1 protein-coding gene and 1 pseudogene are annotated in these 1,618 nt (G+C 79.2%); both read right to left on the bottom strand.

The annotated features are described in order from the left end of the window. Positions 1–1,430: lipid II flippase MurJ (locus ABEB16_RS22475; RefSeq protein WP_345714368.1), on the bottom strand; the 1,430-nt coding region annotated here is incomplete at its 3' end. After that, positions 1,427–1,618 (bottom strand): annotated as a pseudogene (locus tag ABEB16_RS22480) (hypothetical protein); the annotation flags it as partial. The pseudogene ABEB16_RS22480 and the gene ABEB16_RS22475, both read right to left, overlap by 4 nt.

Below are 1,618 nucleotides of genomic sequence, written 5' to 3' on the forward strand. Positions count from 1 at the left end.
AGCGCGGCCAGGGCGCCGGCGCCGCTGGCCCGGGCCAGACCCGCCACCGCCGGCGGCCCGCACGCCGCCCGCACCGCCCGCGCCAGCAGCAGCGCACCCACCGTCAGCCCGATCGCGTGCGCCGCGGCCAGCGCCGTCACCACCCGTCCCGGCGGCAGCAGCCGGGTCAGGACCAGCGCCGCGAGGAGCACCACCGCCCAGCCCGTCACGGCCGCCCCCGCCGCCGCCCGGCCCCGGCCCACGGCGTACAGGGCACGCACCAGCAGCGCCGTCAGCCCGTAGCCCAGCAGGGCCGGGGCGAAGACCACCAGGGCACCGGCGAGGTCGGCGGACCTCCCCGAACCCGGCCCGCCCAGCACGAACACCAGCGCCACGGGCGTCGCCGCCCCCGGCAGCGCCGCCGGGACGGCGGAGCCGGCCAGCACCACCGCGCGGGACGTGCCCGCCACCAGCGGGGCGACGCCGGGGTCCTCGCGCCCGGCGGCAGCGGCCAGCCGCGGGAACACCGCCATCGCCACCGGCACCGCCAGCACCGCGTACGGCAGCAGGAACAGCGCCCACGCGAAGCTCCAGCGCACCACCGCCCCCTCGTCGCCGCCGGCGTTGGACAACCGGGCCGTGGCCAGCGTCACGGCCTGCTGGGCCAGCAGCACCGCCAGCCCCGCCAGGGCCAGCCCCCGCAGCCGCGTCCCGTCGCCGGGTGCCGGGCGCAGCGCGGGCCGCCAGCGGATCTGCGAACGCAGCGCGGGCACGTGCGTCACGACCATCGCCAGCACCCCGGCCGTGGTGCCCCAGCTCAGCACCGCCAGCGCACCCGGTGGCACGGCGTCCGGCGAGGCGTGGCGCGCGACGCCGGCGGGCAGCAGCACCGCGAACCCCAGGTAGGCGGCGGTGACGACGAGGCTGCTCACCAGGGGTGCCGCCGCGGACGCGGTGAAGCGCCGCTGCGCCTGCAGCGCACCCCCCAGCACGACCGCGAGGCCGTAGAGCGGGACCTGCGGCAGGAAGACGAGGAGCATCGCCTCCGCGGCCGCGGCGGCCCCGGCGCAGTCGGCCGCCGCACCGCCCAGCAGCAGCCGCGTCACCGGTCCGGCCAGCAGCGCCGTCAGGGCCGCCGCCACCGCGAGCACCAGCACGGTCCACGTGAGCACCGCCGACGCCGTCCGCGAGGCCCGCTCGCGGCCCTCCGCGGTGCCCGCCGCCAGCGCCGGGGCGAGCACCGGCACGAGCGCCCCGGCCAGCATCCCGCCCGCGACCACCTCGAAGAGGACGTTGGGCACGAGGTTGGCGGTCGTGTAGACCGCCCCGAGGCAGTTGTCGCCGACGGTCTTGGACAGCGCGAACGTCCGGCCGAACCCCGCGATGCGGGCCAGCACGGTGATGGCGGCCACGGAGGCGACGGCCGCCGCCAGCGTGCGCGGCGACCTCATGCAGCCGGTCGCCGTCCCAGCGCGTCCAGCTCGCGCAGCACCGGGGTGCGGTCGATGACCGCCGAGAAGCTCACCCGCTCGCTGGCAGCCGTCAGCACCGTGACGGCGAGCAGGACGACGAGTCGCCCGCGTCGGCCGCAACGGGCCAGCACCCCCACCCCGAGCAGCGCCCCGAGCGCGTTGGCCCC

The organism is Kineococcus glutinatus, from assembly GCF_039542765.1.
In the GTDB taxonomy this organism is placed as follows: domain Bacteria; phylum Actinomycetota; class Actinomycetes; order Actinomycetales; family Kineococcaceae; genus Kineococcus_A; species Kineococcus_A glutinatus.